The organism is Moorena sp. SIOASIH, from assembly GCF_010671925.1.
Taxonomy (GTDB): Bacteria; Cyanobacteriota; Cyanobacteriia; order Cyanobacteriales; family Coleofasciculaceae; genus Moorena.
Genome location: NZ_JAAHIH010000009.1, coordinates 141,240 through 154,202 on the forward strand (window position 1 = coordinate 141,240; position 12,963 = coordinate 154,202).

Annotated in this window: 14 protein-coding genes and 2 pseudogenes; 6 read left to right on the forward strand and 10 right to left on the reverse strand. The window is 43.7% G+C overall.

All coding sequences use genetic code 11. The features are described from left to right. Positions 1-259 precede the first annotated feature (259 nt). Together F6J90_RS40105 and F6J90_RS40110 are read left to right on the forward strand one after the other, a co-directional pair. The gene (locus F6J90_RS40105; RefSeq protein WP_293107502.1) at positions 260-436 is read left to right on the forward strand and encodes a hypothetical protein; all 177 of its coding nucleotides are present in this window, start codon (positions 260-262) and stop codon (positions 434-436) included. Next, positions 433-1,158 carry a hypothetical protein gene (locus tag F6J90_RS40110; protein ID WP_293107505.1) on the forward strand — a complete coding sequence of 242 codons (726 nt, stop codon included), beginning with the start codon at positions 433-435 and terminating at the stop codon, positions 1,156-1,158. The genes F6J90_RS40105 and F6J90_RS40110 overlap by 4 nt, the downstream gene beginning before the upstream one ends. A gap of 40 nt (positions 1,159-1,198) precedes the next feature. Here F6J90_RS40110 and F6J90_RS40115 read toward each other — a convergent pair whose 3' ends face one another. The 3 genes from F6J90_RS40115 to F6J90_RS40125 form a co-directional block, all read right to left on the reverse strand. Next, positions 1,199-1,348 carry a hypothetical protein gene (locus tag F6J90_RS40115; protein WP_293107508.1) on the reverse strand — a complete coding sequence of 50 codons (150 nt, stop codon included), beginning with the start codon at positions 1,346-1,348 and terminating at the stop codon, positions 1,199-1,201. A gap of 46 nt (positions 1,349-1,394) precedes the next feature. Beyond that, on the reverse strand, positions 1,395-2,741 hold the full coding sequence (locus F6J90_RS40120) for a transposase (protein WP_293107510.1): 1,347 nt from the start codon (positions 2,739-2,741) through the stop codon (positions 1,395-1,397). A 741-nt stretch (positions 2,742-3,482) separates the two neighbouring features. Continuing rightward, positions 3,483-3,812 carry a toxin-antitoxin system HicB family antitoxin gene (locus F6J90_RS40125; protein ID WP_293107513.1) on the reverse strand — a complete coding sequence of 110 codons (330 nt, stop codon included), beginning with the start codon at positions 3,810-3,812 and terminating at the stop codon, positions 3,483-3,485. Between the two features lie 131 nt (positions 3,813-3,943). Here F6J90_RS40125 and F6J90_RS40130 point away from each other — a divergent pair. Then, positions 3,944-4,168, forward strand: a pseudogene (locus F6J90_RS40130) (Uma2 family endonuclease); the annotation flags it as partial. 117 nt (positions 4,169-4,285) lie between these two features. Here the strand turns inward: F6J90_RS40130 and F6J90_RS40135 are convergent. Further along, positions 4,286-5,758 (reverse strand): zinc ribbon domain-containing protein, encoded by a 1,473-nt coding sequence (locus F6J90_RS40135; protein WP_293107516.1) that lies wholly within the window; start codon positions 5,756-5,758, stop codon positions 4,286-4,288. A gap of 126 nt (positions 5,759-5,884) precedes the next feature. Here F6J90_RS40135 and F6J90_RS40140 point away from each other — a divergent pair. Beyond that, a pseudogene (locus F6J90_RS40140) lies at positions 5,885-6,262 on the forward strand (Uma2 family endonuclease); the annotation flags it as partial. A gap of 37 nt (positions 6,263-6,299) precedes the next feature. Here F6J90_RS40140 and F6J90_RS40145 read toward each other — a convergent pair. The 4 genes from F6J90_RS40145 to F6J90_RS40160 form a co-directional block, all read right to left on the reverse strand. Further along, positions 6,300-6,800, reverse strand: a complete 501-nt coding sequence (locus tag F6J90_RS40145) for a PIN domain-containing protein (RefSeq protein ID WP_293107519.1) — start codon at positions 6,798-6,800, stop codon at positions 6,300-6,302. Between the two features lie 15 nt (positions 6,801-6,815). After that, entirely contained in the window at positions 6,816-7,952 is a 1,137-nt protein-coding gene (locus F6J90_RS40150) for a transposase (RefSeq protein ID WP_293107522.1), read from the reverse strand. After that, a complete protein-coding gene (locus F6J90_RS40155) occupies positions 7,903-8,436 on the reverse strand; it encodes an IS607 family transposase (RefSeq protein ID WP_293107888.1) in 534 nt (177 codons plus the stop codon). Before F6J90_RS40155 ends, F6J90_RS40150 begins: the two co-directional genes overlap by 50 nt. Positions 8,437-8,635: 199 nt before the next feature. Then, positions 8,636-8,878, reverse strand: a complete 243-nt coding sequence (locus F6J90_RS40160) for a hypothetical protein (protein WP_293107525.1) — start codon at positions 8,876-8,878, stop codon at positions 8,636-8,638. Positions 8,879-9,244: 366 nt separating this feature from the next. Between F6J90_RS40160 and F6J90_RS40165 the strand changes: the two genes are divergently transcribed. Further along, positions 9,245-9,817, forward strand: a complete 573-nt coding sequence (locus F6J90_RS40165; RefSeq protein ID WP_293107891.1) for a Uma2 family endonuclease — start codon at positions 9,245-9,247, stop codon at positions 9,815-9,817. 479 nt (positions 9,818-10,296) lie between these two features. Here the strand turns inward: F6J90_RS40165 and F6J90_RS40170 are convergent, their stop codons facing one another. Further along, on the reverse strand, positions 10,297-10,716 hold the full coding sequence (locus F6J90_RS40170) for a hypothetical protein (protein ID WP_293107528.1): 420 nt from the start codon (positions 10,714-10,716) through the stop codon (positions 10,297-10,299). Between the two features lie 562 nt (positions 10,717-11,278). Between F6J90_RS40170 and F6J90_RS40175 the strand changes: the two genes are divergently transcribed. Next, on the forward strand, positions 11,279-11,626 hold the full coding sequence (locus F6J90_RS40175; RefSeq protein ID WP_293107531.1) for a hypothetical protein: 348 nt from the start codon (positions 11,279-11,281) through the stop codon (positions 11,624-11,626). A gap of 2 nt (positions 11,627-11,628) precedes the next feature. On the opposite strand, the gene F6J90_RS40180 is transcribed toward F6J90_RS40175, so the two are convergent. Continuing rightward, entirely contained in the window at positions 11,629-12,885 is a 1,257-nt protein-coding gene (locus F6J90_RS40180) for a sigma-70 family RNA polymerase sigma factor (protein WP_293107534.1), read from the reverse strand. Positions 12,886-12,963 lie beyond the last annotated feature (78 nt).

Consider the following 12,963-nt stretch of genomic DNA (forward strand, 5'->3'; position numbering starts at 1 on the left):
TTTAGATTAAATCACAGATATATACCAAAGGGAACAGGGAACAGGGAACAGGGAACAGGGAAGAAAAATTATCACAATTCATTTAGGATTGGTATAGCAGAAGTCACAAGTCACAAGTCACAAGTCACAAGTCACAAGTCACAAGTCAAAGTTTTGCGCTTACTTAGGTTTGAGACTTTTGTCATCTCCTAACTTCCCTGGCGACTGCTATAGTTAAACCCTTGTTTATTTGATAGCGTTTATAGCGTTTCTAGGACTCATGAGGTACACATTATTTTTTACGTCTTCCCTCTTCCCCTCCTGGGAGGGGTTAGGGGTGGGTTCCTCTTCCCTGTTCCCTGTTCCCTGTTCCCTGCTCCCTAAAAACAAGAATTTTTTACATCACAAATCGTATAATTCTATATATAAATACCCGTTGATGGAGCCGTCACCATGAGTAGTATATTTCAACTTCAAAGCCGAAAACTTGGATTACTAGAATTAATCTCAATGGGGTTTGAGGTTTATCTGAAAAATTTGAAGCCTATCCTACTGTTGTTTTGTACAATCTATTTACCTTTGCTGATAATTTTATCAGCTTTGAACCCGGATAATCAAAATAACCCTTCAGGATTGTTTTTGGCATTTTTTGTAGTTGTTTCGATTGTTGTCAATTTAGCCGGTATTATATATATCATAGCCTTATCGCTGATTACAGAAAATTATCTTCATGGAAGAGATACCAGTTATCAGAGTGCAGTCCAAAAAATAGTTTCGAGTTTACTTCCTATAGTTGGCCTAGTTTTGATATTTTGGATTAACTATTTGTTACGATTTCTGCTACTTATAATCCCAGGGATAGTTTATGCGGTAAATAATCAATACTATGGGCTGGCTTTTATTCTCCGAGACCAAAGGGGAAAAGAGGCTTTCGATTACAGTCGCTCTATCGTTGAAGGGAATTGGTGGAAAGTATTATTCTTCATTTTTCTAAGTGGATTGAGTGCTTTAGGCTTACAATTTATATTGAATAGTGTCTTAACTACTCTTCCTTTTATGAAAAATTTTTGGGGTGATTTACTTTCAGTAATTTTACCTAAATTTATCGTCATCGGGATTGCCATTGGTAATATACTTCTATTTCTTAACTTAGATTATCAGAAAAGTTTGGAGAGCTGATTAAATTGGAATCATTAATAGGCTAGCTCAAGCCGGTGACTTAAAACCAAGTTCTGTATTCATCTAAATAACCGTCGTAGTACAATTCTTCTTCTTCAAGGCAATCTGGAGTATCGACAGTCGTCTCTTGTGTTAAGTCTATTCCGTGATACTCTTGCTCTAGTTTTTTCATCTCATGAAGCTCCCCCACCTGGCAAGCCGTTCGCGTAGCGTGGCGATAGCCAGGTGGGGGTGTCCTATGCTAATCTGTAACTACCCAAAGTCCACAAATCACACAAGCAAGCCCAGCTTCTAGGCGACCGTCCAGAACTTTTGCTGGAACGATCCTTGCTGTCATTTCTGCGAGCAAGTTTAAGAATACCCCTAGCACCAATGTTGTAAGCGCCGTTTAAATCGGCATTGAAACGCTTACCTGAGGGGAAGGTTGCCAGAGCATAGTTATTAGAATTGCGCTTAACCGTGCCAGAACCGTCATAGGCAAGTTTTGAGGTATAGGCCGCCACAACCTCTACTACTTTGCCACCCAACTCCGTCCATTTCATCTCAGTAAAATCGCGAATTTTTCCTTTGAGCCATCCGTGAAAACGTTGACGAAGATTAGACCGCTTACGTCCACCTTTGGGTTTCCATCCTTTAAGGTTCTCAAATACAATTGCTTCAGAATTAAACCTGAGCGCAATTTGCACAATTCCCTTGGAAACGATCTGGCCAATTTGGTTATTGATTCTCTGACACTTTTGATAGGTATAAGAGCAGAAACCTCTGTGAATTTTGCCGCCAAAACCCATAGTTTTTGACGCCCGTACAGATACGGATTTTAGTCGCTTGTCCCGACGGTCTATGTCTCTTCCCGGGTGAATAAACTCCCTGTGGATTACAGTGCCGTCATGAGCTACAACCGCTATAGTCGCAGTAGTATTAATCCCTAGATCTACAGCTGTAACATTGGCTTCAGGCTTCCGTTTTTCGGGTTTGCAGTTGAACGGAACTGACAGATGACAGTACAAGTCATTGAATATCAAGGACGGTGACAGCATTTTATTACTTGCTGCTTTATGGCGTTCCCTTAAGCCAGTAATTTGAATCGTAGTCCAAACCCAATCTGAGCCATTAAAAACCTTGATTTCGACTTGTTCAAAGCCGTGTAGCTTGTAGCATTGTCCCTTGTAGAGGGCTGGATAACAACCAGCGTCTGGGTTTAGTCGTGGAGGACTAGCATTGCGCCGCTTTCGTGCCCCCGATTGCCATTCGTTATAACGAGTAACAAAACTACTAACTTGACCAGCTGCAAAAGCGATTGCGGCACGGCGATAATAACTGGGGAATTTGTAAAAAGTTTTATTGAATTGAGGGTATTTAATGTTGGGGCGTTTGACAGTTTGGTGCATCAAGCGCTCAACAGCAGGAGTCAGCTGATCGGCTGTCAAAGAACCCAACTCAGACCAGTGTGAAAAAATAATACCAACCAAGTATCTGCAAGCCCGACGGTAAACTTTAACCGTTTCTCCAAAAAGCCAACGCTGTTCGGAGTTTGGGTTAAGTTTCCAAATGTCTGTTCTAATGACTTTAGTTGGCGCTTTCACGGGTCTAATAAATCTTTTATAGTATTATTTTAGCCTACAATAAATAAAATAAGACGGCAATTACATGATTTGTGTTCCAGGATTTTAGCTATTGATATTGGCGTGGACTAACCCCCACCTGGACGTTCGCGTAGCGTGGCGATAGCCAGGTGGGGGAATGCGTCACACGTCTTGTTCAAACAGACCTTGTTTCTTCAGCTTAGCTCTTTCTGCAACAAATTTGTTCCATGTCTTGATGCAGCGGGGTCATGGGGGAAACCCCCAAGACCCCGCTGCATCGCTTTTTTACATTTTTTCCTAGCTCGTTCTCCTGGGACGTTTTTACAGTTTACCGGCCTATAGTCGCTAGGTTCATAAAACTTATGTCCCCCAGGATGTTTTTTCTTTTTTTTCTTACTCATATTAGTGGATTTTACTTTTTATGGACTTCTAGAAATTTTGGCCGAAAGTCAATTGAGTAAGATTTTATCCCAGATTGTTATAACTCACTAGTTAATCTCTGTATTATTATACCTCATAAGTAGTTACCTATAGGTAATTGCAAGGCTTGGTTTGGCAATTCTTAGCATGTCATTGCCTCTCTCCCTCAAGCACTTTACTTTTCTAAGGGTAAAGTCAAGGGCGATCGCATAAGCGCGGAAGCTGAGGCCGTAGGCCACGCGGGGCGCGTTCGAGTGACTCGCGATGCGGCTCAATCCACGCGCATCGCTTGTTCTCGATTGCTCTATGATGCTCGAATCCTTAGCTACATAGCTTCAAACTTATGTAACGGTTAAGACTTACTCCAGACTCAGCGGCTTTTATTGCCAATGAACGATGTTGCTCCGGTGGAATTCGTTTTTGAAATTTACCGCTATATTTTTTCTCGGCAAGAGGTTCTGGAATAGGTTCTCCAGAGGTTTCCATGTCTTCGAGGACTTCTGCGACTAAATTACTAATGCCTTCTAAAGCAGCTACCAGAGATGTGTCAAGGTGAGATAGACTGGGAAATTCTGCACACAATCCCACAAACTCCTCGTCTTCTTTTGACCATGTGATGCTATAAGTGTAGTGTTGGTAATTAACTTTCATTACTATCCTCCAACTTCTTAATAGCCTCTAAAACTTGACGAACTTGATAAACTTTAGGCTTTCCACTCTTTCCCTTTTGAATATTGAAACAAGGATTTCCTTCCCACGGGGTCTTATAAACAGAGGTCAAGATGATACAAACACCTGCCAGTCCAGAAACCGAAACTCTATTGATTGAGTTGCCTAGGACAATCGGCTTGTACGTCACCCAGGAACAGTTTACAGCCCTAGCCGCAGCCAACCGCGACTTGAGACTGGAAAGAACGGCACTTGGAGAGTTAATTGTCAAGCCACCAACAGGCTGGAAAACTGGAAAACTAAATTGGAGTATTTCTGGAGAGTTGTATTTGTGGTGGGATACTCTTAAACCGTCATTAATCAGGATAAACCTGTATCAAACGGTCAAGGTGCAATTTATTGTTGCCCAAGTGAGAAGTGGTTATACGGCAATCGGAGTTGAGCCTCCCACTTATCTATTTGGGCGTTCCTGGCATCCCGACCAGGAGTTGCTTGAAAGCCCGAGTTTTGCTATGTTTACAGTCAAGCCAACCAAGCTCAACTGCATCAAGTAGACTCAGTCCCATCCCTTTCAAGAAACGCGCGGTACGGCGCAATAATACTGCCTGCACCTCGGTTTTATTCATGTACCGAGTAATTCCGTTGTCTGTACCCCGAGCAAGGACGTTTTTGGCAGCATTATAGTCAGCCTGCAACACGACCCCATCAAATCCGGTAAAATTGTCCCCAGTCCTTTTCCCGAGAAGGGTTCCATTCCTGGAGTCAACTTGCGACGTGTAACTAGGCTGGACTTCTGTAACAACCGACCCAGTCCAATTAGCCCATTTCTGTAAAGAGTCCCGCATTTGACCCTTCATCCAACTATTAAGCTTGCGGGACATGGCTTTGGACTGACGTTTATTTTGGATTGGTTGTGTTAAATATTCAGCAAATACTTTTAATGATTCTCCGTTGAACAGAGACTTGGATGCGGCTCCTATTATAGCTGTGAGTTCTGACTGATTCTTTCTGTATCGGCGATTTTCTGTTTTTCTAGTTAAGTTATTTTCTAATATTCGAGCCGACTTAACTGGGTCTATATTTTCTAGTTTTCTATGAAGCGCCCAAAGCTTCCCTCTGTTGCGGTTTTTGGCACATATTCGGTCGGATTTCTGGGTTGTCAATTTGCCCAAGCTTTTTCCGTGTGCTTGACCATCTGAATCATAGAAAGCCTCAGTGTATCCCTTGTCTATCCCAATGGCTCGGCGATCAGCAGGAATTTCTACAGTTCCATGGTCTACCAAGAAGTAAATCTCAAATTTTTTCACAAGTTGGTTGTATATCAGTCTAATCTGGCCTTTGATTTTCCGATTAGACCTAACAACTATTTTGTTCCTTTTTCCTCTTTTTAGTCCAGCTAGTTCTAGTTGGTAAGTATTGCGGGAGAGTCTTTTGCATCTATACCCTCCTTGCTGATAAACTATCTGATTATTGACCCAAGAGTGACCCCTTTGGAACTCCTTTCTGACCAGCCTATGCAGGAGTGAATTGTCCAGAAAAGCTAAGGTCTTTAGCTGCGTGGCATATTCTTTTCTGGTCTTTTGGTTATCTTTTCCAGAAAACCTTTTGTAAATCTTTTTGATTACTGCTTCAATACAAGCAGCTTGTTGAGCTGCAATCGCTTTTGCTGTGTCGCTAACAGTCCACTCCATTAACTTAGAGGGCAGTCCCAAGGATTCAGGAGTTCTAAAACTCCTAACCTCTGGATAGGCTTTCTTCCAGTCAATCCCCCAATGACTTATGCTACCTAACTTGTTGTAGGATTCAGACCTGACGATGCCTAATTTTTTCATTGTCTGTAGCAACTCAAGCTCAACCGACTCAGTCATCCCCACTACAGGAACAATCTGAGTTGATATTTTCTTGGTCACTCCTACTTTCTTGGGCATCGTCAAATCTGAGTCAATTACTTTAAGTATACTCTAGCGCTACCAAAATTTTAATGTCCATTTTATGGTATTAAATACTGATTTATACCTATTTTTAGGGGTTTAATTGCGAGGCGTAATGCAGGGGAACCGGGTAAAGCCTTTGACTCTTCTACTGGCTTCATTTTACCTAATAGTGCCACTCGTTCTCCCGATGCCTGTTGGGTGAGCGGAGAACGTTGGCAGGCCCTTACTCCAGAACAAAACGGAACCTTTGCTAATATCTGCCCGGATTTTGTGGTTGAGTTACGGTCTAGCTCAGATCGGGTTCAGTCTCTGGAAGCTAAAATGACCGAGTATATCGACAATGGGGCGAGACTGGGCTGGTTAATCGATCCACAGCAGCGACTGGTGGAAATTTATCGACCGGGTTTGGCAGTGGAAGTGTTGCAGAATCCAACTGAGTTGTCGGGGGAAGACGTGTTACCGGGTTTTGTGTTGGATTTGCGTCGGGTGTGGGATTGAAAATAGAAATGCGATCGCTCTCTGGAAAACCCTGCACTTAAGTTGATTCTGATAGCGCTGCCAAGAATTCCTCCGGTAGCATTACGGGAACTGAAGATGACACAAAATCAGATATGTTGCGTGTAACGATCAGGTCGAGACCTAAGGCAAGTGCAGCTTCACTGGTCACCGCATCTTCAAAATCAGTCATGGAGCTTTGCAGAGCAGCTCGAATCACCTGATCGGTTATGCTGGCAATTTGAATACGTTGTCTTGATGCAATAGCGAGTGGGGGAAACCACGGCAGTCGCTCATGGGGGAGACCCCCAAGACCGCGCTGCCTCCCCAAGACCGCGCTGCATCGCTGTAATAATGTCGATAGTAGTCTCAGTGCAGCCTCACTCCCCACCTGACGACGCAAAATATAGAAAATGTTGGTTATGGCATGGCCTGAAACATATCCTTCAACGTCTTCCTGGGTTACTGTATTTAAAGCTTGTGCTGAAGCAACAACAAATGGTTGGCGTTGAGCTAGAACATCAAGTAATACGTGCAACATTTAACCTGTACAAACCTACTCATCAGCAGGAATGACCTGTATAGCACCAGATGAAAACCTGGTGGTTGTTGCCGACAAAGCGCGAATCATTATGTTTCGCGCGCCATTCCAATCCCGTGGTAACGAGAAACCACATTTTGGGCATTGAAATTTTTTGTTACCGCCTAATTTTTCGTGAATTTGACCACATTCTGGACAAGTCTTACTTGTGTAAGATTCATTAACTAAGACCACTCTCACGTCATTTCGATCAGCCATTTGTATTAAATGTTGACGAAACTTATAGTGACTCCAAGTGAGCATGTTACGAGCTGTTTTCTTATTTAATCTCCTGGCTGACTTCACTACCATTTGAGAGGTCTCAAATGTCGGAATAAAAATCAGCTTGTAGTTATTAACAAGAAAAGAAGCTGACTTGTTGTGGCAGTCTTTGATCAAATCTTGGATTTTTTGGCGTAACCGATGGGAAGCTTTCCTCATTGCTCGTCTCTGACGTTTGGCAGAGCTTAAGTCAATACGACTCATCAAACGATCTAACTGTTGACAAAGTCTTTGGATTCTACCAATATCACCAGTCCCTATTTCGAGATAACTGAAGCCATCAAACCCAGTCAAGAAAGTCCTAATCCCTGGGTCTAAAGCTATCACCTTGTCAACAGTCGTAGGAGTCGGCTCAATGTATTCAGGAAAAATACCATACCATTTTCCCTTTATCCACACTAGCTGGGTCCCGTAAATACATTGATCAGGAAAGCCTTGAGGTGAACGGAAAGACAAGCCTTTTACCTTTCTTAGGTACCAAGAACCTTTCTTGAAGTTTCCCGCTTTGAATTTGATTACCTGACTTGTTTCTCGACAAGACTTAAATTTAGCAAAACCTCCATTAGCTTTGGCTTGTTTTGACGCATCAATTGCATCGGCAACAGCTTCTTGTAATTGATGTCCGGGTAGGGTTTTTACCCACTCTGGTCTATCAGAGTTTCTAGCCAGTTTTTGTAGTACATAAGCACTACCAACATAGCCATTTTTGATAGTAGCGATAGACCAGTTGTAGATCCACCTGTATGCATTAAGCCAAGTTTTCCAAATCTTGTGAAGCTCTTTACAAGGAAACACCCTGATTTTCTTGACACTGTTTGGTGTCAATTTCATCGTCTGGTTCCGAGATTTTGTCTTGTACCGCTTGCGTGACTTGCTTTTGAGATTTTCCGAGTCCGTAAAGCCTAGCAGAGAAACAGTGGAGGCAGGACAAGATATCTTCGACAAGCTCTTGTTCTGGGGACAGCTTGCGTTCATTGAGAACCACGAGTTTGACCTTACCTTTTTGGAACAACCATTCAAGTAATGGAAACCCAAATCTGACTGCTCTGTCTGGATAGGCAACGACAAATGCTGAGATATCAGACGAGTATATTCGCTCCAATATTTTGAGAAATTTGCGCCGCCTAAAATTGAGTCGTGATCCAACTTCTGAAACAATTTCAGCGTAGTGGTATTTTGACCGTAAAAATTGAGCTTGTCTGTCGAGGTCATCTCGTTGGGAATGGGTAGAGACCCGTGCATAACCGATAACGGGCTTACTTTTCGGGTCTTTTCCTTCAATGCAGAACCTGCTCTGATTGCCTTGGGTTCTAATACTGTCGAGCCTTCCGTCTTTGTCCCATCGTCATTGAGTTGTGATCGAGACGCCGTAATATTCGGCTGCCTCTTTTGGGGTGACATATTTTTTAGTCTTAATACTTTACAAATCTATACTAAAACCTTTGTAAAGGTATGACAAGGTTTGATAAGATTAAATGCTAATAGTTACACCTCGCTATCAAACAACACCCGTCTCACTTGTATTTTGCCTCAAGATAATCGATGTACGACTCTTTGGAATCCTCTGGACTTAGCTCAACCACACCAAGTAGGCTTTGAGTCCAAGGATCAAGACCAGTCATTGGTGTTGAACTTGAGCTATAAGACCTAGATGATAGGGTTTCTTGTTCAATTGAGGCCAAAAGGGACTGGACTAAACGCCAGCGTACGCTTATTGGTAATTGCAATGCTTGGTTTTGCAATTCTTGCCATGTCATTGGCTTTATTCCTCAAGAAGTTCCTATTCTAATTGTAGAGTATGGGCCAGTTGGAGTGATGTAATCCCTGCCTCGCACATCCCCAGGTAAAGAGCAGCTTTTAAGGCAGTCTGAATTGGCACCGGGACTAAATAGTCTCCGCCTGCCACCGGATGAGGGATTGGGGATGTCGAGTTGGTCATCAATTCTCGAGTGCGTTCCCGTAGCGGCTCAATGCGCGCCCATCCCTTGTTCTCGATTGCTGTATGATGGTGCTATAGGAGAGACTTGACCACTATAGGGTACCGTGTAGGAATTGTGATAATTTTTGATGCCATATTCCCTGTTCCCTGTTCCCTGTTCCCTGTTCCCTATTCCCTTTGCAATATGACTCCTTTGGCATTAAATTTAGACACCATTGAGCTGACTGACGAACAGTTCTATCAGCTATGTCAAAATAACCGTGAATTACAGTTTGAACGAACGGCCAAAGGAGAATTAATTATTATGCCACCTGTTGGCGGAGAGAGCGGCAATCGAGAAGCAGATTTAATTATCGATTTGGGAATTTGGAATCGGCAAACTGGTCTCGGTTATACCTTCAGTTCCTCCACTGTATTTAAATTGCCCAATGGCGCAAATCGTTCTCCTGATTGTGCTTGGATTCAAAGGGAACGTTGGGAAGCCCTTACCCCTGAACAAAGACGCAAGTTTCCCCCGATTGTACCGGATTTTGTGATTGAGTTAAGGTCAGCAACGGATGATTTGGAAATGCTGCGTTCTAAGATGGGGGAATATAGAGATGTAGGGGTACAGTTGCGATGGTTGATTAATCCCCAACAGCAGCAAGTGGAAATTTATCGTCAAGGGCAAGAGGTAGTGGTGCGAAACCTTCCCACGGAATTATCTGATGAGAATCTATTGCCTGGATTTAGATTGCGTTTATCCCGGTATTTGTAGAAAGATTATTGCTTCTCGGATACGAGCAAGTCATCAACGAGAAGTATGAGCTATCATCCTGCTATTTTGGTTGATACAGGCTTGTTGGTGGCTTTCTATGATTCAGCAGATCAACATCAATTAAAATCGACTAGTTGTAGATTTTAGCATGGGAGTATTAATCCTAGGATAAGCCATCCCATTACTGATAATTAAACAGGTGCGTTACCATTTGTTAACGCACCCGACAAGATCGGCGATTAGCCCAAAGGGCTACGCTTCGCGATTGACCTACGGTCACGCTACGCGAACGCACTACCATTCCTGGGAACAGCAACGCCATTTTTTTGACATAGAGAGGGAGGTTATAATAACCTCCCTTACTTTGACTATTACCTACTACACAGTTTAGATAATCTAGCAACTAGCTATCGATTTTAATGCTTGCTACTGACTCTTACTTCTGCATAGTTTAAGTTACATGGGCTTTTGAATTGGAGCTAGAATTCATCAAGCACCATGACCTGAATAGTTTGGTGACTTAGATTAGTGTATTCTACAGCGTTTGCCCCATCAATTTCGTCTATTTTTTCTTGAAATAAAGCATTTTGGTTAATAATAAACTTCTCGGTATCAGAGTTTTGTATGCTTATATTTATCTCTGCCAATTCTGATGAATTATTGACAAAATAAGATTTGATTTCTGTTTTAAATGGATCAAGTTGGACCCGATGCGTATCTCCTTGCTTTGATAGTTCAAACTTGTTGTTAGTAAGGGCAAAAGCCGATGCGACTTGAGAACCGAAAGCAAGCACTACAGCCAGAAGTAAAGCTGTAAACACTTTGATTTGACGTTTCATAATTTTCATCCTTTTTTCACTGTAACTTTGGAGTTGATCAGGTGGGTTTTTGTTTTCCACCTTTCAATCTAAAGACGATCTAAGATAGTAATATCTGAATTTTTGATAATTAGCGTTCGCGTAGCGGCTCAATGCTCGCGCATCGCTCCTTCATTCTCAAACTTTATAGCAAGGGAAGTATAGTTTAGGACATAGTCTTTTAGTTGAAAGGGAGCAGGGAGCAGGGAGCAGGGAGCAGAAGATGTCTTAAGCTTTACTTCGACTGCTATACTAACTGCGTTCGGGTAGCGGCTCTTTCAGAGCATCGCACTCCTTCGTACCCTCAAAAAAAAGCGTTCGCGTAGCGGCTCAATGCTCGCGCATCGCATTCCCTAAAAAAGAAAAGCGTTCGCGTAGCGGCTCAATGCTCGCGCATCGCATTCCCTAAAAAAGAAAAGCGTTCGCGTAGCGGCTCTTTGAGAGCATCGCATTCCCTAAAAAAGAAAAGCGATGGGCGAGTATTCAGCCGTCAGTCGTCAGCTATTCGCAAGGTCTGAGGGGGTGACAAAAAGACCTGTAGGCGTTGCGTCAGTCTTTGAATGAATAGGAGTAGAGTGGGCATCCTGCCCGCCCGGAAATAAGCATGAAACTGGCAAGATGCCAGTTCCACCCAAGATGCCAGTTCCACCCAAGATGCCTATTCCCCCCAAGATGCCTATTAAACCCAAAATCTCCATTCCACGGCAAGATGCCTATTCCACAGGTGCGACCCGTGGCGAATTTAATTCTTAATAGGTCAAGGGCACCTAAGCAAGATGCCTATTCCACAGATGGGACCCGCCGAACAGGCAAGATGCCTATTCCACAGATGGGACCCGCCGAACAGGCAAGATGCCTATTCCACAGATGGGACCCGCCGAACAGGCAAGATGCCTATTCCACAGATGGGACCCGCCGAACAGGCAAGATGCCTATTCTACCTCACGTTTAAAATCATTCCATTATTAAGCAAGGCCGGCCTGTAAGCTTTATCAGATGGAAATTTGAGCAAATTGTGATCAAAAAAGATAAACCCGCTATGGCATTGTATAAATGCGGGATGATTTTGATAGTTTTTTGGGGTGGGCATCTGGCCGTGGAATGGCCATCTTGGTGGGGTGGGCATCTTGCTGTGGAATGGACATCTTGGTGGGGTGGGCATCTTGCTGTGGAATGGACATCTTGGTGGGGTGGGCATCTGGCTGTGGAATGGCCATCTTGCTGGAACAGGCATCTGGCTGTGGAATGGCCATCTTGATAGAATGGCCATCTTGCTGCAGAATGGCCATGTTGGTGTAACAGGCATCTTGCCTGTTTCAATTTCCGGGCAGGCAAGATGCCCACCCCACTGATGTTCATCCCGCCCCTCAGCAATGCCTGATTGTTGACTTCTAACTTCTCCTCAGAAGTAGCTGCAACAGGAACCGACTCTGAGTGCTGTAGCGATCGCACTACCTCCTGCACTTCTTCACCAACAACACTCTCCACTTCCTCCACCGCCACAGATGATGTCACCGTCTCGCCCACAATCGGTTCAACTTCCCCATGCGGCTGGGACTTTTCCCCAATTCCTGACTCAGTTGCCTGATTAGTTGGTGTAACCGATAATTCCCTATCAGTTTCATCCTCGCCGATAAAATATCCCCTCAACTCCTCTCGCAGAATGGCTCGCGCCTGGGAGATGCGCTTACAGACATTCTGGTAGGAAATATTTTGCTGTTGGGCTATCTCTCGATAAGACAGTTCTTGATAAAAATGCAGGATAAAGGTCTGGTGCAGCCGAGCAGGTAAGTTATCAATGGCACTGCTGATAGCAATCTTTTTCTCGTCTGTTTCCAAAGCCCTTTCTGGCGTATCCTCACAGGAAACCAGTCCTTTTTCCTCTGGAATCCCTTCTATATCCTCAACGTGGTTCGCGCTGCGACGATGTTCTCGATGAATATCCACGCAGAGGTTATGAGTCAGCTTTGTCAGCCAAGCCTTAAAATTAGCGATTTTCCCCGCCAATTTTTGCACCTTTTCCCATGCCTTGAGCATGGCTCGACTCAGGGCATCTTCAGCATCGGTAGGGTTTCCACCCATCCACCTGAGACAGCGATGATAGAGATAGTCTTGATATTGCTGCCATTGCTGCCAAAACTCTTTCTCTGAAAAGTGATGGGATTGGCCCAATGCAGTAGAACTGGCTTCTAATTGAATATCTGAGATCATAATTGATTGATCAACATAATGGTGTATCTGGTGGGTGCATCTCCTAACAGTTGTTTGACCCAGCAGTGGTGCGTTACG

Coding starts and splice junctions, on each gene's coding strand:
- F6J90_RS40145 (WP_293107519.1), bottom strand. CDS start 6,800: ATGTTGCACGTATTACTTGATGTTCTAGCTCAACGCCAACCATTTGTT.
- F6J90_RS40105 (WP_293107502.1), top strand. CDS start 260: ATGAGGTACACATTATTTTTTACGTCTTCCCTCTTCCCCTCCTGGGAG.
- F6J90_RS40135 (WP_293107516.1), bottom strand. CDS start 5,758: ATGCCCAAGAAAGTAGGAGTGACCAAGAAAATATCAACTCAGATTGTT.
- F6J90_RS40125 (WP_293107513.1), bottom strand. CDS start 3,812: ATGAAAGTTAATTACCAACACTACACTTATAGCATCACATGGTCAAAA.
- F6J90_RS40175 (WP_293107531.1), top strand. CDS start 11,279: ATGAAACTGGCAAGATGCCAGTTCCACCCAAGATGCCAGTTCCACCCA.
- F6J90_RS40165 (WP_293107891.1), top strand. CDS start 9,245: ATGACTCCTTTGGCATTAAATTTAGACACCATTGAGCTGACTGACGAA.
- F6J90_RS40160 (WP_293107525.1), bottom strand. CDS start 8,878: ATGACATGGCAAGAATTGCAAAACCAAGCATTGCAATTACCAATAAGC.
- F6J90_RS40150 (WP_293107522.1), bottom strand. CDS start 7,952: ATGAAATTGACACCAAACAGTGTCAAGAAAATCAGGGTGTTTCCTTGT.
- F6J90_RS40110 (WP_293107505.1), top strand. CDS start 433: ATGAGTAGTATATTTCAACTTCAAAGCCGAAAACTTGGATTACTAGAA.
- F6J90_RS40180 (WP_293107534.1), bottom strand. CDS start 12,885: ATGATCTCAGATATTCAATTAGAAGCCAGTTCTACTGCATTGGGCCAA.